Annotated in this window: 17 protein-coding genes, 6 pseudogenes and 1 riboswitch; of the genes and pseudogenes, 11 read left to right on the forward strand and 12 right to left on the reverse strand. The window is 34.3% G+C overall.

Annotated features, from left to right (window positions below):
* Positions 1-151 precede the first annotated feature (151 nt).
* Positions 152-324, forward strand: a riboswitch (Lysine riboswitch).
* Positions 325-470: 146 nt separating this feature from the next.
* Positions 471-2,057, forward strand: a complete 1,587-nt coding sequence (locus J0J69_RS06040) for a Na+/H+ antiporter NhaC family protein (protein ID WP_212725792.1) — start codon at positions 471-473, stop codon at positions 2,055-2,057.
* 1,339 nt (positions 2,058-3,396) lie between these two features.
* On the opposite strand, the gene pdaA is transcribed toward J0J69_RS06040, so the two are convergent.
* Positions 3,397-4,185, reverse strand: coding sequence for a delta-lactam-biosynthetic de-N-acetylase (pdaA, locus tag J0J69_RS06045; protein WP_055277085.1), 789 nt, complete (start codon positions 4,183-4,185; stop codon positions 3,397-3,399).
* A 157-nt stretch (positions 4,186-4,342) separates the two neighbouring features.
* Here pdaA and J0J69_RS06050 point away from each other — a divergent pair, with 157 nt between their 5' ends.
* Complete coding sequence (locus tag J0J69_RS06050; protein ID WP_212725793.1) at positions 4,343-5,272, forward strand: YihY/virulence factor BrkB family protein; 930 nt, start codon at positions 4,343-4,345, stop codon at positions 5,270-5,272.
* Positions 5,273-5,345: 73 nt separating this feature from the next.
* Positions 5,346-6,002, forward strand: a complete 657-nt coding sequence (locus J0J69_RS06055) for a hypothetical protein (protein WP_212724994.1) — start codon at positions 5,346-5,348, stop codon at positions 6,000-6,002.
* A gap of 12 nt (positions 6,003-6,014) precedes the next feature.
* On the opposite strand, the gene J0J69_RS06060 is transcribed toward J0J69_RS06055, so the two are convergent.
* From J0J69_RS06060 to J0J69_RS06070, 3 genes are read right to left on the reverse strand one after another with little or no spacing between them, the layout of a single operon-like run.
* The gene (locus J0J69_RS06060; protein ID WP_212724993.1) at positions 6,015-7,139 is read right to left on the reverse strand and encodes a GerAB/ArcD/ProY family transporter; all 1,125 of its coding nucleotides are present in this window, start codon (positions 7,137-7,139) and stop codon (positions 6,015-6,017) included.
* Positions 7,140-7,154: 15 nt separating this feature from the next.
* Entirely contained in the window at positions 7,155-8,318 is a 1,164-nt protein-coding gene (locus J0J69_RS06065; protein WP_212724992.1) for a Ger(x)C family spore germination protein, read from the reverse strand.
* A 2-nt stretch (positions 8,319-8,320) separates the two neighbouring features.
* Positions 8,321-9,889, reverse strand: coding sequence for a spore germination protein (locus tag J0J69_RS06070; RefSeq protein ID WP_212724991.1), 1,569 nt, complete (start codon positions 9,887-9,889; stop codon positions 8,321-8,323).
* A gap of 148 nt (positions 9,890-10,037) precedes the next feature.
* Here J0J69_RS06070 and J0J69_RS06075 point away from each other — a divergent pair, with 148 nt between their 5' ends.
* Positions 10,038-11,591 (forward strand): ClC family H(+)/Cl(-) exchange transporter, encoded by a 1,554-nt coding sequence (locus J0J69_RS06075; RefSeq protein ID WP_212725794.1) that lies wholly within the window; start codon positions 10,038-10,040, stop codon positions 11,589-11,591.
* Here J0J69_RS06075 and J0J69_RS06080 read toward each other — a convergent pair.
* The 3 genes and pseudogenes from J0J69_RS06080 to J0J69_RS06090 all read right to left on the reverse strand — a co-directional run.
* Positions 11,588-12,085 (reverse strand): annotated as a pseudogene (locus J0J69_RS06080) (reverse transcriptase domain-containing protein); the annotation flags it as partial. The gene J0J69_RS06075 and the pseudogene J0J69_RS06080 overlap by 4 nt on opposite strands.
* A 153-nt stretch (positions 12,086-12,238) precedes the next feature.
* Complete coding sequence (locus J0J69_RS06085) at positions 12,239-12,430, reverse strand: hypothetical protein (RefSeq protein ID WP_256637939.1); 192 nt, start codon at positions 12,428-12,430, stop codon at positions 12,239-12,241.
* A 568-nt stretch (positions 12,431-12,998) separates the two neighbouring features.
* A pseudogene (locus tag J0J69_RS06090) lies at positions 12,999-13,190 on the reverse strand (transposase); the annotation flags it as partial.
* Positions 13,191-13,277: 87 nt separating this feature from the next.
* On the opposite strand from J0J69_RS06090, the pseudogene J0J69_RS06095 reads away from it, so the two are divergent.
* A pseudogene (locus J0J69_RS06095) lies at positions 13,278-13,494 on the forward strand (transposase); the annotation flags it as partial.
* A 197-nt stretch (positions 13,495-13,691) separates the two neighbouring features.
* On the forward strand, positions 13,692-14,081 hold the full coding sequence (locus tag J0J69_RS06100; protein ID WP_212725798.1) for a GtrA family protein: 390 nt from the start codon (positions 13,692-13,694) through the stop codon (positions 14,079-14,081).
* 74 nt (positions 14,082-14,155) lie between these two features.
* Here J0J69_RS06100 and J0J69_RS06105 read toward each other — a convergent pair whose 3' ends face one another.
* Positions 14,156-14,329: a hypothetical protein gene (locus tag J0J69_RS06105; RefSeq protein WP_212725799.1), complete on the reverse strand. Its 174-nt coding sequence runs from the start codon at positions 14,327-14,329 to the stop codon at positions 14,156-14,158.
* Between the two features lie 27 nt (positions 14,330-14,356).
* Positions 14,357-14,869: pseudogene (locus J0J69_RS06110) on the reverse strand (IS30 family transposase); the annotation flags it as partial.
* A gap of 488 nt (positions 14,870-15,357) precedes the next feature.
* On the opposite strand from J0J69_RS06110, the pseudogene J0J69_RS06115 reads away from it, so the two are divergent.
* From J0J69_RS06115 to J0J69_RS06135, 5 genes and pseudogenes are all read left to right on the forward strand, one after another.
* Positions 15,358-15,867, forward strand: a pseudogene (locus J0J69_RS06115) (IS66 family transposase).
* Positions 15,868-16,118: 251 nt separating this feature from the next.
* The gene (tnpB, locus tag J0J69_RS06120) at positions 16,119-16,475 is read left to right on the forward strand and encodes an IS66 family insertion sequence element accessory protein TnpB (protein ID WP_212725801.1); all 357 of its coding nucleotides are present in this window, start codon (positions 16,119-16,121) and stop codon (positions 16,473-16,475) included.
* A 107-nt stretch (positions 16,476-16,582) separates the two neighbouring features.
* Positions 16,583-16,816: a hypothetical protein gene (locus J0J69_RS06125; protein ID WP_212725802.1), complete on the forward strand. Its 234-nt coding sequence runs from the start codon at positions 16,583-16,585 to the stop codon at positions 16,814-16,816.
* A 139-nt stretch (positions 16,817-16,955) separates the two neighbouring features.
* Positions 16,956-17,573: pseudogene (locus J0J69_RS06130) on the forward strand (IS66 family transposase).
* 112 nt (positions 17,574-17,685) lie between these two features.
* Positions 17,686-18,156 carry an IS66 family transposase gene (locus tag J0J69_RS06135; RefSeq protein WP_305888115.1) on the forward strand — a complete coding sequence of 157 codons (471 nt, stop codon included), beginning with the start codon at positions 17,686-17,688 and terminating at the stop codon, positions 18,154-18,156.
* Between the two features lie 76 nt (positions 18,157-18,232).
* On the opposite strand, the gene J0J69_RS06140 is transcribed toward J0J69_RS06135, so the two are convergent.
* From J0J69_RS06140 to J0J69_RS06150, 3 genes are all read right to left on the reverse strand, one after another.
* On the reverse strand, positions 18,233-20,794 hold the full coding sequence (locus tag J0J69_RS06140) for a YfhO family protein (protein ID WP_212725805.1): 2,562 nt from the start codon (positions 20,792-20,794) through the stop codon (positions 18,233-18,235).
* Between the two features lie 189 nt (positions 20,795-20,983).
* A complete protein-coding gene (locus J0J69_RS06145; protein ID WP_212725806.1) occupies positions 20,984-21,928 on the reverse strand; it encodes a glycosyltransferase family 2 protein in 945 nt (314 codons plus the stop codon).
* Between the two features lie 46 nt (positions 21,929-21,974).
* On the reverse strand, positions 21,975-23,324 hold the full coding sequence (locus J0J69_RS06150; protein ID WP_212725807.1) for a DUF6056 family protein: 1,350 nt from the start codon (positions 23,322-23,324) through the stop codon (positions 21,975-21,977).
* Between the last annotated feature and the right edge of the window lie 10 nt (positions 23,325-23,334).

The following is a 23,334-nucleotide window of genomic DNA, read 5'->3' on the forward strand; positions in this document are numbered from 1 at the left end:
TATCTTACCACATTCCCTGTCATTTTACATCGAAATCCCTATATTTCATGATAACTTTCACACATTGATTTGATTATTTTAGAACCCAATGCTTGACTTTTTTATAAAAGATGCTAAAATAGGCTTAATTGAATATGTCTCTTGTTCTCTTTGATGAGTTAGAGGTGCGTGTCCAATGAGTAGGAATTTCGAGAGTGACGTCGATGACAAATTCTAAAAGGTGTCCACGCCGAAGTCTTGTTTGTGTCAACCAAACTTGTGCTGGTGTTATGTTGAATAAATTTAACACTGTCACTACAATTGTAGTGGAGGACTAATGATCGGAGAGTTAAATAATACTTGTCATCTATCGTCTAACAACCTTAGACTTTTTAGAGCCATGTATGAGTTTAACTCTGCATGGCTCTTTTTTCTTTATCAAAAGAACAGCTTCTTATTCAATTGCACTAACAATTGAGGAGAGGATTTATATGATTGGAACCATTTATGCGTTAATTCCGGCACTACTTACGATTGCCCTTGTTATTTTTACGCGCCGTGTCGTATTATCACTCGGGATTGGTGCCATCTCGGCTGCCTTTATTTTAGCCAATTTCAATCTCATTCAAACGGTTGAAACGCTTGGATCAACGTTTAGTGGACTTATTTTTGAAAAAGATGGATTAATCGGCTTTTTAAATGATTGGAACCTGTCGATTGTTTTCTTCTTACTTGCACTTGGCGCCATTACAGCTTACATCGTCTTATCAGGCGGAGCGTCTGCGTTTACAAAAGCGATTATCAAACGCGTCAAAACGCGCGAAGGCGTTCAATATACGTCTGCCATTTTAGGAATTTTAATTTTTGTCGATGACTACTTTAATGCCCTAGTTGTCGGAAATGTCTCAAAACCGTTAGCTCAGCAACAAAAAATTTCACGAGCACGACTAGCTTACATTGTCGATTCAACGTCAGCACCAATCTGTGTGATCTCACCGATTTCAAGTTGGGCGACTGGAGTGATGGGATCGATGGCAGTTATTTTTGCAAGTACAGGTGCGACGTACAATACGTTCTCTGCTTTCTTAATGACGATTCCTTATCATTTCTATGTGATTGTCTCAGTTATCATGGTCTTCATTGTCATTAAATACAATTTAAATCTTGGACTCATGAAAAAATACGAGACGGATACGGTCAATGGGAATGATAGTTCTCTTACGAGTGCTGAAGTGGCAAACGCTCACGGAGGCGACGTAGAGTCATCAAAAGGAACAGTATGGGATTTAATCGTCCCGATCTTGACCTTAATCGTCGTGACTATGTTAACGATGGTATATACTGGCTATGTAGGCGCAATGAATAGCGCATCAGACTTCAACTTATTCTTTGCAATCTTAGATAACATCAACCTATCAACAGCGCTTCGCTTTGGTGGAGCAGCGGGATTAATCGTCTCAATGGCAATGGCATATCGTCATGTTATAAGTGGTGAAGTCACGCAGAACCAATATGTCAAAGCCTTCTTCTCAGGAATGAAGTCAATGGTTGGAGCCATTATCGTTTTATTATTAGCATGGGCAATTTGTGAGTTAGTTAGTGCGTTAGATGCGGGTGGCTACTTAGCCTCTGTCATTACATCAGCGAACATTAATCCAAACTTCATCCCAGTTGTAATGTTCATTGTCGCAAGCTTCATGGCTTTCGCAACAGGAACGTCATGGGGATCATTTGGAATCTTACTTCCAATTGCTGGTTCAGTCGCAGCGGCGATTGATATGAATTTAATGATTCCAGTGATGGCTGCTGTTTTATCAGGTGCTATCTTTGGAGATCATGCCTCACCTATTTCAGATACAACCCTTTTATCAGCAACAGGATCAGGTTGTGATTTAGGTGCTCACTTTAACTCTCAGTTACCATACGCCCTTTTATCAGCTTGTATCGCTTCACTCGCATACATCGCATTTGGAATGACTGAAAGTTTAATGATTGCCTATCTCATCATCATCATTGGCTTCATCGCTACAATCTTTTATGCAAAATCACAAAACAAATCGGAAGCTATCCAAGAATAAGGTCGCTTCCAAAACAAAATCAAAGGTGGAAAAAATAATTATAGATAACAAAAGGAACTAAGTGCAGAGGGGAAACTGCATCTTAGTTCCTTTTTTCTATATTAAAGAGAGGTTGAGAGAATTGGAGAAGAAAGTCTACATTATATGTATTTAGCATCAAGATGATAAATACATAAGACTTCTGTATTGGTAAATAGAGAACTTCAAGTACAAACTCAAAGTATAGTCCCACCATGAAAGACTATTAACTTGGGAGGTTATCTCTACACACCCTCATTATAGGCACCCATTCAAAATCCTAAACAAAAATGCGAAAATTTTTTCATTATTTTAAGGCTCAACACCAGAATTGGTTCTTGACAAAAAAGTTGATACAAATAGCTGAATCACAGATTTAGAATTTCAGTATTTTATCATTACTAATGATGAACCATTAGAGTTAATTTCTTAGTTGAACCAAGTCAAGCACCATTTTTGGTGAAGACTCTATTTTAAATATTAATAAATTATCTTCTAAAATCCAGGCCATTTTTATGGGGACTTCGATAATAACTGTGGGATGATTATCATCCTATTAAAGTCATTTTATACAGTTCACCTTTAATGGTTATACCTAATTTCTTCCCACTAAATGAATACTTACTTCTCCCAAAACCATTTAACTTAGAAAAGAGATTTTCCTCTCATATTTTTTTATATTATTACTAGTAGAAGTCTTAATAAGCACTAGCCACAAAGTAAAAGGTTGATTCAAAATTCATTTTTCCTAGAAATTATGATAATAATAAATAAAATGAGGCAATTTAACGAGGGAGTCTATCATGGGATGATAAGTGGTGAAACCACTTATCATATGCAATGCCCATTAAAAGCACATCATCGAAAATAAATGCCTCATTTATATTATTATAATTTAGTCATCTTTTATCTATATAGCTACCTGATGAATGTCTAAAGAAATAATCAAACTTTTAACCACAACCTAGAAAAAAAGAGATAATTTCGAAAATCCGAAATTATCTCTTCACTTAAGCAGACAACTCCGCCAAGCGCGGAGTATAGTTCAGCTAAATTTTTGCTCTACAAAAATAGCTGAACAAACAAAAAATAAACCTCGAGAGGGGGAACTCTCGAGGTTTGGTTAAACGGTCGTGGGGGAACACGATCCGTTTGGGAGTGAGAAAACATAATGAATAAGAAAATCAAAGGGGGAGAAAATTTATTATCATTTTCATCCATAGTTATTATGGCACAAAGTTATGTACAAAAAATGAATTAAACGTGTTCTTTCAGTGTCCTTGTAACGTTTACATCACTTTTTTCTACAAATTATAACCAATTATTCAATAATCACCGGACTATCTTGTGTCATTAAATATTGCAGTGACTTAAACTCATACCCTTCATTTCGAAGTTCAGGAATTAACTTATTTAAACATTCTGCATTATCACTTGAGATACTGTGCATTAACACAATGGCACCCGGATGCATACGTGCTAAAATTTGATTATACGCATAATCCGCACCTTTTTGTTTATTCACATCCCAGTCCATATAGGCTAAAGACCATAAAATTGTATAATAGCCACGCTCTTTCGCCCAATCTAACATTTGTTGATTAAAATGTCCTTCAGGTGGTCTTAAGTAACGAACCATCTCTTGGCCCGTAATCTCTTTATATTTATCTTCAACTAATTGTAATTCTTCATTAAATTTTTCTTTGTTGACTTTCGCTAAATCTGGGTGATGCCACGTATGATTGCCGACGATATGTCCCTCATCTGCCATTCGTTTCACAAGTTCCGGATTTTGTTCCATGAAATGTCCCGTCACAAAGAATAAAGCTGGCACTTGATGTTCTTTTAAAACATCTAAAATTAAGGGTGTATTTCCATTTTCATAACCACAATCAAATGTTAAATAAATCATTTTTTGATCGGCGGGACCAATATAATAAGCATCATTTTGACGAATAATATCATCAAACTCTTGACCCGGCCATGGTTGCTCATGATTCTCACCTTTTGGGATACCCCAGCCTATATCTTTCGCCTCTGCGTGACAAACTGAGATAAAGCATAAGAGGAACGTTAGAACAGTCAACTTCCAACTAAAATGTCGATTCATGTTGTTCACCTCTCATTATAAAAGAATTATCACTAATAATTTGTCGAGTTTTGTGTAAAATATACATAAACAACATAAAACCATTTATTAATCATGGTATGTCCCTTAAACTGACGACATATCATAAATTAAAAACCTTAGTTGGGAGGGACCAATTATGCAACATGTTTTTAGCTTAACCTTTATCAAAAAAGTAAAAGAACAAATGAATCATCGAGAGATTAAAGCCTTACCTGAACAAATTGCATTCAACTTAATTATGGCCATCGTCCCGCTACTCGTCGTCATTGTTCAGCTCGGAACTTATCTCTCTTTAAATACCGATCTCGTGAAGTATTTGATTACAGCCTATGCGCCACAAGAAGTTCAACAACTTTTACTCTATCTTTTTGATACAACCTCTGCTCCTCAATCGGGAACTTTATTTGTTCTACTGACCGCCATCTCTTTCTTTTGGCTCATTTCAAAAGGTTTTTACGGGATTTCGATAGCTGCTAACACGACCTATCAAGTTCCCCTCATGAAATTCGCCTATCTTGAACGTATCTTTTCATTTATGATGCTTTGTTTTATGATTTTACTTCTCGTGGTTACTATCATCCTCGCTTTATTTGGTCAAGCTATCATCTCACTCATCCTTCACCTTCTAAATATTCAAGTCGATTCATACATGATTATTCTCCTTAATACCCTTCGATCAACGATCAGTTTCATTTCCTATTTCTCCTTCTTTGTCCTCCTGTTCTACCTCGCACCAACCATTAAAATTAAAATTCATGAAATTATACCCGGTGCTTTAGTAACAGCCGTTGGGTGGAGTGTCGCCTCAATTGGGTTTAGTTTCTATGTCAATTACATCGCCAATTATAATAAGTTCTATGGGAGCCTCTCAGTCATTATTATCCTTCTCTTTTGGCTCTATATTTTAGGCTATGCCATCATGATTGGATTACAAGTGAACTATATCTTAAAACGCGATTATTACGGAGGCGTTGACTACTTACCTCGCCTAACTCTGATTCAAAAATCTAAATATCTTTCAAAATGGACAAAATTTACGGTTAATGACGAACAAAAGATAAACTAAATGCACCTCCTTTTCGTATGAACCTCTACCTTCATGAATACAATGGAACATACTGATAACTGAGGTGAAAATTATGAAAAATGTATGCCTAATTTTAGGATTAGTGATCATGAGTTTATCCGGTTGCTCCAATAATACAAGTCCAAAAACTATCTCAACACCTCAATCGCTACAAAGTCTATCCATCACAACCAATACCGGAACGAACACTAACACGGTCTCTAATCCAAGTACGGAAGAAAACAATTCACAACCAAATGATTCAAATCAACAAACAGAAACCACCAATTCAACAGAAAAAACATTCGCCACGCAGCAAGACTTTGTAGATTATATGTATGAAAAAGTAAAAGCCCTTGAAGACACAGTGTCACTACTCGACTCTAACTTAACGCAAGTATATTCTGTAGCGGGAACAGAAGCTGAAACAGCTCAACTTTCAATCCGACATAATCTATTAAAACAAACAACGAATGAAATGAATGCTATTGAATCACTAAAACGACCAACTGAAGAAGTCGCAACGCTTCAAGACTATGTTGTAAAGGCTTATCACTACAATGTTGAATACAAAACAGCAGAATATGAAGTCTTTAAAGCAGAAACTTTACAAGATCGCCAAGTGTTATTAGATGCAAATGCGGAAAATGAAAAACTCGCTCAACAATACATCTCATTGGCTTGGTCAGAAATTGATCGTCTTTCAGAAACGGCCTACGACCGTAAATAGTAAAAACTGAGGCTAATTACTAGCCTCAGTTTTTACGTCTTTCGGATGTTTACGATACTTAAACTCACTCATAATCCAGATTAATCCTGGAATAGCTAATTGGAAAATAGGGAGAAGCCCTTTAGGATTCTGAATAATTACACGGTAAATATTTTCAATCCGATTAGAACTAATCTTTGTTGCTCCAAAAATTAACAAAATTCCAATAGGAATAGCTAATTGACGATAGTTAAAACGAACAACGATTTTTTCTAAACAAGAAAGTCCTGCATAACAATAAATACTGATCTTAAAAAAACAGGTTGTCATTAAAATAATAATAGATAATGGATCAACTCGTTCAAAAAGAACACTAACTCCAACCATTTTCATTGCATTAAAGAAAGGATAAACGAAGTTTTTTGTTAAATCAGCTCCTAAAATTCCAATATTCATGACATCAATTCCAAGTAAAATAACCATCGCCATAACAATTGCTACATAGCCATATTTCAAGATTTTTCCTTTTTTATCATTTGGAATTAATGGAAAAATAAATAAAAAGGTAATGGCTTCACCATATGGAAATAAACTCATCGTATAAATATCTGTTTTTAAGGCAAACAATCCTTTTTCAAGAACCGGTAATAAATTTTCAAATTTAAAGATATCTGATGTAAAAACGGCAATTAATAATGGGATAAAACAAATACAAACGACATAAAACAACAACTCTGAAGAGCGACCAATGACATTCACCCCAAGGATCAGTCCATAGACAATTGGAATCATTAAAAGTGTAATCACAAGCGTTAGATTAGCATCAATCATGGTGGTTGCCTTAATCATATCAGACGTACTTTTCAATAACCCCGTCGCTAAAAACAAGAAATACCCCATATAAGCAAGAATAATTAACCCACCTATCCATTTTCCAAAAAGATCCCTAATAATTTCTGTCAACGATTGAAACCCATGTAATTTACTAATTCGATAATAAATAGTAAATAAGAGACCACCAAAAACAGTACTAATTAAAATGACAATCCAAACATCGCGTCCTGAAAAACGTCCCACATTAACAAGTGATGCACTACTAGATAAAAACAAAACAAGTAAAGTTAAAAATTGATTTAAACTAATCCGTGATGTTTTCATAACAGACTCTCCTTTCTAATCTTTTAAATTAGCAATATCTCCAACCGAATTAATCTCGATTTTCACATCAACCTCAAATTCAAGCGTTGGATAAATTTCTTCCCAATAGCCATTAACCGCTGCCCATTTTTTAGGATCTTTTTGATGAATCTTACTTCCAACACCTAAAATATCAGATTGAAGTTCATGCTGTGTCTTCGAAATAAGATTCATTAAATCTTGTTTTAGAGCCTCTTCTAAATAAGTTTGTAACGTGTTGATATTATCAGGTTTCATTAAATTAATGGGATATTCATTTTCCATTAAAATTCCTTCAACCTTACATTCGACTTTCACTTTCTTTTCATCAAGATTCGGTTTAATCTCAACTTTTGTGTCCCGTGCTTCATAAGCGACTTTATATGTCTCATCTATGACTGTATTTAACACATAACGCTTACTATTCCCCACTAAAAGATTATAGTACTGAGCTTCCTCACTATCTAAATAACCGACCAATTTATCACTTTTAAAAGCAGCCAATGAATCGATTTGTAATTGAGTAGACGGCTCTACTTGTAAAATATTTTCTATTTTTTCACCTTGTGAGATTCCATCTCCTATAATCGCAACACTATTTAGGACAATATTATCTCCTTCAGTATTAACTCGCTCACTCACTTGATAAAGGTTATAATTTACCTGTCTTCCTGTACATTTTACGCACATATTTGATAATGAATCTAATTGAGTAATGGGAATTTGATCACTCGGTATTAAAACATGTAAAATATCTGCCGCCGGAGCATTATTGGCAATCGCCACTGTAATATTGGGGCGAATCGCGACATTACGTAAAACGAAATCTAACACGGTATTAATCCCATCTTTCGCAATTTCTTCGTCTAGTACAATCACGCTTAAATGAGGAAGATAGAGGACTTTAGAAGTCAACGTATTTAATTCACGATACGCATCATATAATGTTTCACCTTCAGCTGAAACAGAAAAAATAGAAAGGGTATCATGTTGATTTCCAGCAATTGAACTCGGATTAACGACTTGAGCCGTTAGACGATATCGATCCTCAATTTTATCGATTCCAAATCCTGACACAATTCCTAATTGACTCATTTCAACTTTATGGGCGCAACCACTTAAACAAACTAAAACACTCATTAAAAATAGCCATCGCTTCATCCCTACTCCTCCTTCCTTACTGGATTTTTCATATTATGACGCGTTCGATTACCCGTTTTAAAAATTTTAGGGCGATATTTCATCCATGAAAAAGGTAATCTTAAAAATTGATCCTCCTGATCATGTAAATTAAACGGTGCAATCGGTGCTAGATAAGGTTGATCAAGTGTCGTCAATGAGGCTAAATGAAGAATAAGCATAATAAATCCAATCGTAATTCCATAAAGACCAAACGTTGCTCCTAAAAATAAAAAGATAAATGTTAAAATTCGAGTCGCATTATTCAGACGACTACTTGATAAAATAAAGCCTGCAATCGAAGTAATCGAAACAATAATGATAACCATATAAGAAACAAGCCCTGCCTCAACAATCGTCTGTCCAATAATTAAGGATCCAACGATGGTCATTGAATCCCCTACCACATTTGGTTTACGTAACGCGGCCTCTCGAATAATCTCAAAGAGGACTAAGATAACCAAGGTTTCAATATAGGTTGGAAACGGATTTGAACTCCGCTGATTAATAATGGTGATGAGTAAGACCGTTGGAATCATCTCTTGATGATAAGTAGAAATCGCAACATATAAACCGGGGACTAAAATAACCAATAAAAAAGAAGCATAACGAAGGATTCGAGTTAATGTTGCAATCAAAGGCCGTGAATAATAATCATCTGTAATCTGAAACATCGTAATAAAATAAGCAGGTCCAACCGTCACAAAAGGAGATCCATCGAATAAGATGGCCACACTTCCTTGCATAAGGGCAGCTGTTACTTTATCTGGACGCTCTGTTTGAGTCAAACGAGGAAAGATAGTTAAGTGGTGATCTTCAATGAGTTGCATTAATTGACCCGAATCAACCAATCCATCAATATCTAAGCTTTTAATTCGCTTATTCACGGTCTGAACAAGTTCAGGATTTGCAATTCCTTCAATATAAGCCACAAAAACATCGGTCTGTGTCACCGTTCCGACCACATGAGCGTCAAAACGAAGATTAGGATCTTTAATCCGACGACGAAGCGTCGCCGTATTCGTGCGAATCGTCTCCACAAAACAATCTTTCGGACCATATAACGACTGTTCCGTTTGGGGTTCACTAATGGAGCGCATTTGCCATCCTTTACAATCAAACATCATTAACTGGTCGACCCCGTCAACTAAGACGATGATATGTCCATTTAATAAATTTGTATATAAATCGTCAAAACTTTGCGCACACTGTGCATCTATCATACTAATACGAGACTCAAAAATCGATTGAAAAACACCACATGAACGCGTCTTTGAATCTTCAACTAACGACAAATCAATAGCTAAAACATGAACAATAAATTGCTCCGCTTGATTCGTATCAATTAATCCATCGATCCCTAAAACGGCAACAGCAACATCATCAGCACCTTGTAAATGAAGCTTTCGAATCAATAAATCATTGGCATTCCCTAACTTTTCTTTAATTAATGTTAAATTTTGTTCCAAACTTGGATAAATTCGTTGGGGTTCTTTTTCAGGAACCGGTTCTTTCGTATTCTTTTTTCCTTTAAAGATTTTAAAAATATCCATCTCATTTTCACCCACTTTTTTTCGGCATTTATCCTATTATTTGTGAAAAAAGATAAGTTATACCCATTCATAATTTTCTAATTTTTACCCAATACCTTGAATTATTGTAGTAAACAGACTATAATGCACTCAGATTGGGGGAAAGTATATGAATTCAATTTCAACCTTATTAACACAACTTCGACAACTCAAACTTAAACTCGCTCTTGAGGGGATGATCGTCGGGTTAGTTTCAGGTCTTGTTGTCGTCTTATATCGACTGATTTTAGAGAAAGCCGAACAGGTTAGACAACTCCTCTTTTCATCACAAAATTCCATCTGGTATACCATTAGCTGGTTCATCCTTCTCATTCTCGTTGCTCTATTCGTTGGGAAACTGATGATGAAAGATCCCATGATTTGTGGAAGTGGAATTCCACAAGTAGAGGGGGTTCTCGCTAACAAACTAAAGATGAACCCATTATCTGTTCTAATCAGAAAATTCATCGGGGGAACACTATGTATTGGAGCAGGTCTTTCTGTCGGAAGAGAGGGGCCTTCGATTCAACTTGGAGCAGCCACAGCTCAATATTTAAGCCAACTTACTAAGCTTTCAAAAACAGAAGAAAAATATTTAATTTCAAGTGGGGCTAGTGCTGGTCTTGCTGCCGCCTTTAATGCTCCCTTAGCTGGTGTTCTGTTCTCATTAGAAGAAATCCATAAGCACTTTTCACCACTCGTTTTTATCTCAGCCATGTCAGCGTCATTAACCGCCGACTTCGTTTCTAAAAACTTCTTCGGATTAAAACCTGTTTTTAACTTTGATACACTTGAAGCCATTCCACTTGATCATTACTGGCTGATTATTATTCTTGGAATTATAACGGGGCTTTGTGGTGTCTTTTATAATAAAACAATTAAAACCACATTAGAGGGATACGATAAAATCGCCTGGATAAAAAAACAGTATCGTCCCATCATTCCTTTTATCTTAGCGGGCCTTCTATTATTCATTCTGCCTCAAGTTTTAGGAGGTGGACATTCTCTCGTTGAAAGCCTCATTCATAGTTCTTTTACGATTAAAATGTTACTACTTCTACTAATTGTTAAATTTATCTTTTCCATGATTAGTTTTGGTTCAGGCGTACCCGGTGGTATCTTCTTTCCACTCCTGGTCTTAGGTGCGCTAACAGGTTCGATTTTCGGAACTGTTGCAGCAAACCTTGGACTAATCAACGATACCTTGATTCAAAACTTTATCATTTTAGCGATGGCTGGCTATTTTACCGCCATCGTCCGTGCACCTATTACAGGAAGTATCTTAATCACTGAAATGACCGGATCATTGACGCATCTTCTTTCATTATCCCTTATTTCACTCATCGCCTATACCGTGGCTGAATGTTTAAAAAGTGAGCCCGTTTATGATTACCTACTCGCGCGACAACTTCAAGGAACTAAAACCTTTGAAACGTCAGAGGACAAACTCATGATTGAAATCCCAGTCTTTACTAATTCCTATATCGATGGGCGTTTCGTCCGCGACTTATCACTACCGGATGGATGTCTACTCATTGCCGTCAAACGTGGGAGTCATGAACTCATCCCAAGGGGGAATACCGAACTTTTAGCAGGTGATTACCTCGTCATTCTCCTCAAAGAAAGCATCGCTTCATCCGTTCAAGAAGAGTTAATCCTTCATTGTAATCAATTAAAGGTCTAGCGCCCAACTAGACTTTCCTCTTGATTCACTTTTAATTTAAGTGTCTTTTCGATGAATTCTGTGATGCCTTTCATCACTCGTTCTGCTGCTCGTGGTAATTTGACATATCTATTACAATCATCTGCAAATCTCACAAATCTTAATCCTCTTCTTTCAAGTTCCATATCTAAATCATGTAACATCATGTTACTGAGTAGTGGACTGATTGGTCCTCCTTGCGGCGTTCCCTCTTTATCTTTAACAACGACTCCATTCTCCAGACTGCCACTATTAAGGTACGCTCGGATTAACTTCAGTACTCCTTTATCCTTGATAGTTCTCGCTACTCGACTCATTAAAATGTCATGATTTACACGGCCAAAGAATTTTTCAAGGTCTATATCTACCACATAAATATACCCGTCTTCCACATATTCTTTTAATTTTATGAGAGCTTGATGTTGATTTCTTCTGGGTCTGAATCCATAGCTGTGGTCTGACAATATCTTTTCAAAATGTGGTGTTAGGACTTAAGTTAATGCTTGTTGGATGATTCGGTCTACTACAGTTAGTATCCCTAATCGTCTTTTCCCACCATCCGGTTTATCTATTTCAACCCTTCTTACAGGTTGAGCGCGATAGGTTCCTCGTCCTATCGATTAGCTAAGTTAATCTCGATTAACTTTTAGGTATTCAAATACATCTTCTATTGTCATCTCATCTCCATCTATACCATAACTTCCTTTATTATTTTTAACTCGTAGGTAAGCCTGATTTAGGTTATGACGATTTAACATCTGTTCAAGTAAATATTCTGTTGTCATGTTGACGCCTCCTTCTAATTCTGCCGGATTTAACATTACGCGCTTTCTTAATAGATTGATAAACTTCCATTTTATCTCTCTAATACTTAGCTTCATTTTCTGCAATGCTTGTGTTATCGCGAATAATTTAGTGACTTGTCACTAAATGTTCAGTCCTTCCCTCCTGTTGATAGGTACTATGACTTCTGCTGACTTCCTCTATACATTTTCGATTCCTCAAGATACCCCTACCCTGCATATGCCCTCGTCATATCATGCTTCAGATAGGGTCTATAGTAAGACCTCTCGGGGTAAGCTCAACCACTTTCCTCTCATCTATCCGTCATATCTACACCCTACTCTTTCGAACCGATTTTGAGCTTTGTTTTGTCCTGTAAACTCACTCAGAATCATCTGCCTAATATGCTCCGTATTCCTCGGACCAAGAGTTTGCCTCGACCTTCCTTCAGAGTGCGAAGCCTACTGTAAGTATTCTACCTCTCGATAGATACCCTTGGTTTCGGCTAATAGTTCGCTCGGTTTACGCCTACAGTGGACTTTCACCACCTAGTTGTTGTGCATGCCTAGCACACAGGAGATATTTACTTTATAAATGGGAGGTGACCCGTTGCCACTTCTGAATAAGTGGGATGACCTTATCAGTGACAGCAGAAATAATTTCATGAGAAGTTTCGAATCCATAAATATCTTCTAACGTTTTAGAAATGTCACGTATCGATAACTCTTTAGCGTAAAGTGCTAAAATCTTATATTCAATTCCAATCACAGTTGTTTCTCCAAGTCGTGTCTGAATGGTTTAGATAGGTTACAATTAATTAGACAGTTTTTTTAAAGTCATGTAAAATGCTAAAGGAGCTTTAACGTGACCTAAACTAAAACCCATAGACCACGCCGTACTTATACAGATGAATTTAAAAATCAATTAGTCCAACTTTATCTAAATGGTAAACGTAAATGTGATATGAGTCGTGAATATGATATTTCATCATCTTTACTCGATAAATGGACTTTCTACAGGTTCTTTTAAGGAGAAAGATAACTGTTCAGAAGAAGAAAATGAGTTGATTCAACTTCGTAAAAAGGTGAAACAATTGGAAATGGGTTACCTAGCATGCGAAGCATAAATCCTCCACTGCTAGGGAATGGTAACTGTTCTAAGAGTTTACACACTTTATCTTACAACCTCATAAATTGATTTTTTTACTGAAAAAGTTGAGATAGTAACACTAGTTATAGCTATCTAGGATCTTTTATTTTATAATAAGTTAAGAATGACTTTATATAAAGGGAGACTTATATGCTTGAAAAAATTAAAAACAATCCAAAACTATTAGAATTTATTAGATTCGTCATTGTCGGTGTTGGAGCGACTATTCTTCATTATGGAATTTATTTAACACTAGAACATGGCCTTCATTTTAACTATAACCTTGCCTATACACTTGGTTATATTCTTAGTTTTATTTTTAACTTCTTTGCTTCAACATTCTTCACATTCAAAACAGAAGCCAATGCACAAAATGGATTCAAATTCGCAAGTGCACATTTGATTAACTATTTTGTTCATATGTTTTTACTAAATATCTTTATTTTCATTGGGATTCCAGACGGAATCGCGCCTATCTTTGTTTTTCCAATCGCAATTATTCTCAACTTCTTTATGGTCCGCTTTGCTTTAAAGAAATAAGAAAAAAGTTATTTAATCCCGAATTATTCATGACCTGAATTGTCAATTTAAATCAGACAATTAGTTATCACAAGCTAAGCAATTGGAATGAGCGAGTCTAATCCAGTTGCTTTTTTCATGATTTCTTCTGGAGTGTAATTATTTAAAGATTTTCTTGGGACACGATTATATTTCATCGCAATTTCGCTTAATCTCTCTTGTGAATGAACCGATAAACCGGTTGATTTAGGTAGGTCTTGTCGAACCATGCTGTTTGAATTCTCATTTAATCCTCGTTATCCAGGTGCTCCGGGATCACTAAAGAAAATCTCAATCGGTGTTTGACTTTCCTGTTTGATTTCTTTCCATTTAGAAAACTCTTTTTCACAGTCAAAGGTGAATGTTTTAATGGCAGTTTCCATTTGCTCATTCAGCCAATTTAACATGGCTTCTTTGACCTCTTGGCTTTTACGACTGGCTTTTAAGAGAACGATGTGTTTACTCTTCTTTTCCACTAAAGTCACAATGGCTGACTGACGATTCTTCCCGACAATGGTATCTCCTTCAAAATGTCCGTATTCTTGGTTCGTTGATGCCTGAGGATACTGCTCATCTCGCTCATGGATGGTTTTACAGCTATTAATTTCTCCACGTGTTTCTTGATGACTTTTAGGGTTATTCTTTCCCTTTCGATGTAACTTATTGGCATCAATCATTCCTTGCTTAACAAGCTTATATAACGTTTTAGTTGATACCCTTTCCGTTTGATTCATGAGTTTATCACGACCTGCAATGGCGTCTAATGACCACCCTTGATCTAATCACTTATGAATATTCTTTAACTTCTGTTCTGACAACACACGTTCTTTTCTTTCACAGCGGTGTTTATTTTGCTTGTAACTTGTAAGTAGAGTAGATTTGTTTAACGGTTCATCCTTGTTTCAAAAAGTGATAATAGTGATAGACTTTATCCTTTCCAATCTTCATACGACGTGCACATTCACGGGCGTTAACTCCTAAATAATAATTTGACTCTATATTTGTTAATTGAATAATGTTAATATGGTTATATGAGCTTAGATTCTATAGATAAGTCCCTAAGAAATTCTTAAAAGAGTGACTTTCCCTTTAGTGATAGGTTACTCGAAAAAATCATGAAACTTTCAGATATGAGCGGCTTAGAAAAGAATTATTCCAAAATAAGGTCTTACATGCAGATGAGACTCCTTATCAAACATTAAATCGAGCGGATGGTAAACCAATAGCTTCTCAAGCAAGGTTTTGATTATTCCGAACGATTAAAAAAACCAAACATTCGATTACTTACTATCACACCGATCTGACACGTGAACGTGCAGTCGCAACGACTATCTTAGAAGGATTTCAAGGAAAACTTCATTGTAATGGTTATTCTGGATATATAAATATTCCGAACATAGATGTAGTGGGATGTTGGGTTCATTTTCGAGATTCCAGGAAAGAACGTCAAAAATAGCAACAACCGCTTCTCAAACAAATGGTCGAGGAATTTTTTGAGTGGCTAGAATCCTTCTATGCGATGAAAGGAAAACTTCAAACAGCCGTGATCTATGCCTTAAATCAAAAGGTAGAGCTTTTACGTTTTTTAGAAGATGAAAACCTCGGAACCTCGAATAATATCGCTGAACAAGCCATTCGTCCAATCGCTATTGGCCGACAGAACTACCTCTTTTCAACGAGTATGAAAGGTGCAACAGCTAATGCGATGGCTTACACGATCATTGAAACCGCAAAGGTAAACGCAATTAATCGTAAGCAAGTAATATAAACATGTCTATTTTGATCTCGGTCTTTGAGATATACTTGAGCTATCAAAGATTAGGAGGTCAATTTTTTATGAAAGAAAATCCTATTATCGCCCAGTCTCATTGAATGATTCTCGATTAAAAGCTAATTCAGTCTCTGCAATTGAGAGGAAAACACCTGTGTGTCACTTTAAAATCAAGGATGCTGAATTGACATTCTACAATGGTGTCGATAAACATATCCTACATGCGGTTTTAGCGGAGATGTCAAAGTATGCTCGTTAATTTCACAACTGTTCAAAACATCTTCATCGTCTGTGGTCATACTGATATGCGTTGTGGGATTGACGGGTTAGCTAGTGTTGTCTCAGATAAATATAATCTAGACTTATTTCATGATGCCACCTTCTTGTTTTGTGGCAGAAAAAAGGATCGTTATAAAGCTTTATATTGGAATCGCGATGGATTTATGTTATTGTACAAGCGTATCGAAAATGGCAACCTACAATGGCCAAAAGATCAAGATGAAGTCAAGAGGTTAACCTCACAACAACTTATTTGGCTTTTGGAAGGGTTAGCCATTCAACAACCTAAAGCTATCAAATCAGCTAAAATAGGTTGCCTATATTAATAGAAATAAGATATTTTATCGAAAAATCTCTTATTTCTATTTTCATCTTTTCTAAGATTAGGTATACTAGCTCTAACGATAAACCCTTTTGAAAGTAGGCGAATTTGATGACAGAACTTGAACAAAACTTATTCTCACAAGTTAAAGACTTAACAGAACAAAACAAAGAGCTTCTAGAACAATTTCGCCAATTAACAAAAAAGATTCAGTACATGAATAAAAAGCTATTTGGTTCTTCAAGTAAGAAAACTAAAGTAACTGAGGGACAAATTTCACTATTTGATTCAGAAAATTTTTTGAAGAGACAGAGACAACTGAGGAATAAACCGTCGAAGAAATAACCTACCGACGTAAAAAACAAAAAGGAAGAAAATCTGAATTAATCAAAGACTTACCCGTTAAAGAAATTCATTTTCAATTACACGGTGATAATTGCCGATGTGATCACTATGGGAATGAAATGAAACAGATAGGAAAAAGATGAGTCGTGAAGAAGTTTGCTTTATTCCAGCTCGATTATATAAAAAGCGATACATTAGCTATACATATGCTTGTAGTTGTCATGATGAATCCATTGAAGACAAACCGATTCGTTATGCCGAGACACCAAAAGCTCCGATTCAAAGAAGCTTTGCCGGGGCCAGTGTGTTAGCTGAAGTTTTTCATCAAAAATATGTTTTAAGTATCTCTTGTTATCGACAAGTATCAGAATGGAAGCGATATGGATTGAGTTTGAGCGATAAAACTCTCTTGAATTGAATTATAATTGCTTCACATAATTGGTTATCACCGATTTACGAGCGACTTAAAGATGAGTTGATTCAAAATAAAGTCTTACATGCGGATGAAACGCCCTATCAGATCTTAAATCGAACGGATGGGAAACCAGCGACTTCTCAAGCAAGGGTTTGGTTATTCCGAACGATTAAAAATGCAGGTTATCCGATTGCTTACTATCATGTGGATCTCACACGTGAACGCGCAGTCGCAACAACGATCTTAGAAGGGTTCCAAGGATACCTTCATTGTGATGGTTATTCTGGCTATAAAAATCTTCCGAGTATTGATTTAGTGGGTCACCTGCCATTTACGAAGTAAATGTCTCCTCCACTGGTAGGGAATAGGATGTTGGGCTCACGTCAGAAGAAAGTTTTACGAGATTCCAGGAAAAAACGGTAAAGCAGAAAAATCAGTCAAGTACTGCGATTAAATCTTTCATTTTGAGAAGACCATTAAGATGCTTTCTCCTGAAGAACGACAAAAGCAACGACAACTGATCATTAAACCAGTGATCGAGAAATTTTTTGAGTGGCTAGAATCCCTCTATGCGATGAAAGGGAAACTTCAAACAGCAGTGACGTATGCCTTAAATCAAAAGGTAGAGCTTTTACGTTTTTTAGAAGATGGAAATCTTGAAGCCTCGAATAATCTAGCTGAACAAGCGATTCGTCCATTAGCTATTGGTCGCAAAAACTATCTCTTTTCAACCAGTATGAAAGGAGCGGCAGCGAATGCGATGGCTTATCCGATCATCGAAACTGCTAAAGACAATGGATTGAATCCATCAAAATATCTTAACTATTTATTTGAAAAACTACCCAATATGGACTTCATTAGAAATCCAGACATACTGGTAGACTTTTTGCCATGGGCAAAAAACGTACAAGTGATTTGTCAGTAATGATATAAAATAAAAGCTACCAACTCTGTATTTATAGTTTACAGGATTGGTAGCTTTTTTTGTATCCGTGTTATTATTACGTGCTTACTTTCTTCCTTTTAGTAACAAACATTGTTATATTTAGAATAATCAATGAAACAATTGAGATGAGTGTACCAATTTTGAATCCGGGAGAGTAGTATGTTAATTCTACTCTATTCAAACCTTCCTCCAGGTCTAATAAAAGAAAAGATAAATTTGCAGATTGAAGTTGTGAACTACTTCCATTACTGTTAGCTTCCCACCCCTGACTATACGGAATTGAAAGATAAAGATAATTCTCTTCATCTACTAAGACATCTGTTAATACTTTATTTTTATTCATTGAAATATTATCTAGACTTCTAGCATTCATCTTATCCAATTCAGTTTGATAAGATAGCATGTCCACTTCATAGAATATAAGCTCATTAATCGTATATTCAGTATCCTCATTAAGATATACTTTAATACGCGGTGTACTTGTATAACACCCGATATCTTTTAATCTAACTGAATGTGTAAAATCACCAGAGCTAACCGTATACGTGCGATCTTGATCTATAATCTCTATTTTTTTTACCTTGTTATTAGATGACAGATACATAAAAATTTCAGAAGATGAATAAGATAATGGGGTTAATGTAAATTCAATATACGGGTCTTCAATTTCTTGTGTCGTAATCTGATTATTACTTACTTCTTGTAAGTTTGTTTTAATATCTTCTATTTGAATTATCTGATAAGCAATATTTTGACTATAATTTTCAACAATATTACTATTATCAGAAACAACTACATTATTAATTAACACTAACTCTTTTTCCATTTGATTTAATGAAGTAAAAGTAGATTCTTTAATAAAGTTAGAAACTAGATAACCTCCACCTAAATAGTTTTTATTCTCATATAATGAATAATTTAACTGTTCTGCTATTAGTTCATATCCATATGGAATAGGACTCTCATTACTCAAAATTAAATATTTAACATTTAACACTTGATTTGACATTAAATTCCCTGTTAGATTAACGATTCCCGATGAATTATCATTTAAAGTTAATGTATTCAGAAATTTTAAATATAACTCATTATCTGTCGAAGTAAATGTATTCAATCCAGAATAACTATAGGTTAATGCCATATTTCTTAAACGTTCTGAGTCATTTAAATCAAAGTTTTCAAAAATTCGTTCTAAATTATTCTCCTTTATTTTATTCACATCAGAAATCAAACTTGCAACCTCATTATTTTCAAACCATTGTTCATACTGTTCTTTTGATAAATAATTTGCCGAATAATAATTGAAAATTAATGTTGTACTAATTAGCAATTCTACAATTGTCATTCCTAATATTAAATATTTTTTTCGATAATTAACCGATACATAATAAATAGTAAAAATTAAAATATTAAAAGCAACAATAACTATTCCTTTTTCTTGTAATAGAATAAGCGGATATAAAATTAAAAATACAACATAATACTTCGATATTTTATAATTCGATTTAAAAAGCAAATTGAGTATATACGCTAATATAATTAAGTTTAAAGCGATAAATCCATACATAAACCTAAAAGGAAAGCAAATAGGTTGAGCTAACCCATGAAAGACAAGATAGAGAAATGGACTAATAATCGATAAAACTTCAACAAATAAAGTTCCTCCTATCAACACCCTAATTTTATTTGGTATATTAATCTTTGAAGTAAATAGTAAGGGAAGACTGATAGTCATTAAACTTCCACTATATAATAAAGCTTGTTGAGCAAAAACAACATTAAAATCAGTACTTGTATTAAAAAAGCTTGATTTCAAAGAATTTATTAGCATAGAGAAATCTAACTTAAAGATAGTATCTAATAGCATTGTACTTTGTCCTCGTGGACTTTCTTTAATTGCCATTACGGATGGAATCAAGATAACTGCCGCTATTCCAACACCAATTAAGTAATATCCCGTCATCTTAATAAAGTATATCACCACCCCTTTAAATCTAAACTTATTTTCATATACAAAATAACTAATAAATAAGTACAAGTATACAAATATCGAAGCTGAGAAAAAGATATAATAATTACTAATTGCCGTTAAAGCAACTGCCACAATAAACAGTAAACACTTCTTATGTTGTCTAATTCGATTAATTCCTAAAAAGATTAATGGAAGTAAATATAAAATATCTAGCCACATCGGATTACTAGTGTAATGAATGAAATAGGCATTAAACGCCCAACAAAGTGAAATCAAAATACAAATCCAGCGCTCTATCTTAAAATTTTTGAGTAAACTATACATTGCTACAACTGCTATTTGTTGCTTAATAATAAAGCTTACTACGAATAAATAAGGCATTAATTCTTTATTAGAAATTAGTGCTAATATAATCATAACTGGACTCAATAAATAATACGTCATCGAACCAAAAAAATTAGCCCCTACACCTTGTCTCCAAGTCCAAAAAAGCGATTCGTTATTTTGAACAATATTCGATAATTCATTATAAAAATGTAAATATTGATTAATTCCGTCAAATGATAATAAAAATTTATTTCCTAATAAAAAATTGAATAGTGTTAACATTTGAATGATTAATGTAATGAACATAGCATATAACATTGCTTCATCTCTCCTCATATTTCTAAATGATATTGGTTAAATCAAACGATAATTTTTAAAAATTGAAACCATGAGACTAAATAATTAAAAAAAATAGAAATCCTAATACTTACATACTAGAATTTCTAGAAACACTACATATCCCTTAAATATAATAAAATAAAAAATAATATTAAACGCCTCATGATTTTATTCCTCTACTTGTTCATTGATTATACTTTTCACAATATAAGCTGGACGTTGTTTTACTTCATTATAAATACGACCGATATATTCACCTATAATTCCTAAGAATATTAATTGAACGCCTCCTAGGAATAATAAAATACAGATTAAAGACGACCATCCCGCTGTATTATTTCCAAATAATAAAGTACTTATAAACGTATAAAGTAAAAAGAGAAATGCAATGAATGCAATAATAATACCTGTATACGTCGCTAATCTTAACGGAGTATTTGAAAAAGCAGTAATTCCTTCAATAGCATAGTTAACTAACTTCATGAAGTTCCATTTAGTTTCTCCTGCACTTCTATCAACATGTTCAAATTCTATACAAACCCCATCGTATCCAATCCATTGGAATAAACCTTTTGAAAAACGATTTGTTTCTTTTAATGAGATTAAATCATTTACTGCACGTTTACTTAACAAACGATAATCACGAGCACCATCAACAAACTCTACATGACTAATAGCATTAATAATTTTATAAAAAGCATTTGCAAAGAAGCTTCGAATAGGTGGTTCTCCATCTCTATTTTTTCGACGAGTCGAAATATTATCAAATCCTTGTTCCCAGTACTTAATCATCTTAGGTAATAATTCTGGCGGATCTTGTAAATCAACATCCATAACAACAGCCGCATCAGCTTCTTTTGAATATTCTAATCCTGCTAAAATTGCAGATTCTTTTCCAAAATTTCTAGAAAAATCTATTAAAGTCACAGACTTATCTTCTTCACGTAGCTTTAATACTTCATTAACGGTTTGATCTCTAGATCCATCATTAACATATACAATTTCAAAATAATAATCTAATGATGCTACTACTTTCCTTACTTCGTTATAAAAAGTTCTTACTGTTTCTTCTTCATTATAACAAGGAACTATAATCGATATCTTTTTAGCCATTAAGTTTCCCACCTTAAATCTAATATTGTCACTTATTTAATACAAGTTACATTCCCATGACCATCTGCATTAAGACATTATATGAATATACTCCTACACCTACAACAACTAAAAAAATACTACATAAATATCTTTTTTTATTCGTGAGACTCAAATTTTCTATTAATAATAAACTTGTAATAATTAACGAAAAATAAAAGAATATATATGTTCTTGTTGAAGATGCGTATAAAGTTGGCGAAAATCCCATAATAACTCTCGCTACAAAACCTGCACCTAAAATAATATAACTTAATAATGTCATCCATGAAAACCCAAAAATAATGTAAATTGAGAATAAAATACAGACAACTACAATTAATAAAAATAAAATCACCAAATATATCTTTAAAATATTAATATCATATTTATACACTAAAATACTATCTAATAATTCAGAGTACCAAGGAAACTGTTGTTGTAATAACATACTTCCCCATCCAAAAATCAGACAAGTGATAAATGGAACACCAGAAATCAATCGCTTATACATAACTTTACATTTATTCCATACATTAATCAATAAGATACCTGTGAAAACGCTCATTAAAATATTACTTCGTAAAAAGAAATGTGATAACGTATCTAAAACGCCTAATTGTATTTTCATTGTTGTACTTAACATTTCAAAATCAGGGAACCATGTCTTAATTTCACTCGTTAAGCGATTTGCATTACCAGGACATGTTAAAATAAATAGTAGTGATGCCACAGAAATTACAAATTGAATGATGATAAATTTAGACGTTTTCTTATTCATCAGGAGATAAATCACAAATAATAAATATACACCCGTTAAAATTGCTGCCATTTGCTCGACATTTGCTGCAATTAATAAAGCTAAGCAAGAAGTAATATATTCATAGGTTCGTATCTTTTCCCCGTAGATAATTTTACTCAAAGGGATTAGTGAATACATCCCAAATGCTAATGGCCATAAATAATTTAATGTCGTGGCAATCCATCCTGCTGAATACATATGAATGAATGGATAACATAAAAATAAAGCACACAAAATAGAATTTAGATATTTTTTATTGGTTCTAATAAAGATTTTTGAAATCGAAATTACTAATAACATAATCATAAAAATATCTATAACCCGCCACAAATTCTCATGTGGAGAGATTGAAACTAATGCTGCTTCAATAATGAGTCGTGAGGCCCATTGATGATATCTTCCATTTAAAAATTCAAATAGTCCTTGATTATCTAAAATAGCCGAGAAGAAAGTATCATCTCCGGTATTTCCACCGATATATAAATGTAAAAGGAACATTAACCCTAGTAAAATTACAAATGGTAAATATTCTGATTTGATAAAGAAAATAATGTTCTTACTTATTTTTTTAACCATAAAATTCTCC

Source organism: Turicibacter bilis (assembly GCF_024499055.1).
Lineage (GTDB): Bacteria > Bacillota_I > Bacilli_A > MOL361 > Turicibacteraceae > Turicibacter > Turicibacter bilis.